The 851-nt window shown below is 73.3% G+C and carries 1 protein-coding gene; it reads left to right on the top strand.

Annotated elements, in window-relative coordinates; genetic code table 11:
- Window positions 1–92: 92 nt before the first annotated feature.
- Window positions 93–851: SufD family Fe-S cluster assembly protein (locus tag V7793_RS37950; RefSeq protein WP_336014313.1), on the top strand; the 759-nt coding region annotated here is incomplete at its 3' end.

Genomic DNA, 851 nt, shown 5'->3' with positions numbered 1-851 from the left:
CCTCCCCCCGCCCCGGAGGCGGGGGAGGGGCACGGACGCCCCCGACCGCAGCAGCGAACCCTTTGTGACAGGAAGAGAGCACGACGACAGCCATGGCTGACAACACCCCCGCCGGCAGCACGACCGACGGCGCCATCCAGGTGGGCGGGCCCCGCCAGCCCATCGACGCGCGCGTGAGCGCCCCCGCCTCGTACGACGTGGCGGACTTCCCCGTGCCGCACGGCCGCGAGGAGGAGTGGCGCTTCACCCCGCTGGAGCGCCTGCGCGGTCTGCACGACGGCACGGCCCTCGAAAAGGGCGTGAACGGCGGCGGCGTCAAGGTCGAGGTCAGCGCCCCCGCGGGCGTCACCGTCGAGACCGTCGGCCGTGACGACGCCCGCCTCGGCCGCTCCGGCAAGCCGGTCGACCGCGTCGCCGCCCAGGCCTACACCTCCTTCGAGAAGGCCTCGGTCGTCTCGATCCCCAAGGACACCGTCCTCACCGAGCCCGTCACGATCTCCGTGCAGGGCGAGGGCGGCGTGGCCTTCGGCCACCAGGTGATCGAGGTCGGCGCCTTCGCCGAGGCCGTCGTCGTCCTCGACCACACCGGTGACACCACGCTCGCCGCCAACGTCGAGTTCCTCGTCGGCGACGGCGCCAAGCTCACCGTCGTCTCCGTCCAGGACTGGGACGCCACCGCGGTGCACGCCGCCCAGCACACCGCGCTGGTCGGCCGCGACGCCTCCTTCAAGTCCGTGATCGTCACCTTCGGCGGCGACCTGGTCCGCCTCCACCCCCGGGTCGTCTACGGCGCCCCCGGCGGCGAGGCCGAGCTCTACGGCCTGTACTTCACGGACAAGGGCCAGCACCAG

This window comes from Streptomyces sp. KLMMK (assembly GCF_036961605.1).
GTDB classification, from domain to species: domain Bacteria; phylum Actinomycetota; class Actinomycetes; order Streptomycetales; family Streptomycetaceae; genus Streptomyces; species Streptomyces telluris.
Note: the sequence above shows the minus strand (reverse complement) of the source record. Positions and strands in the feature narration are given on the sequence as shown.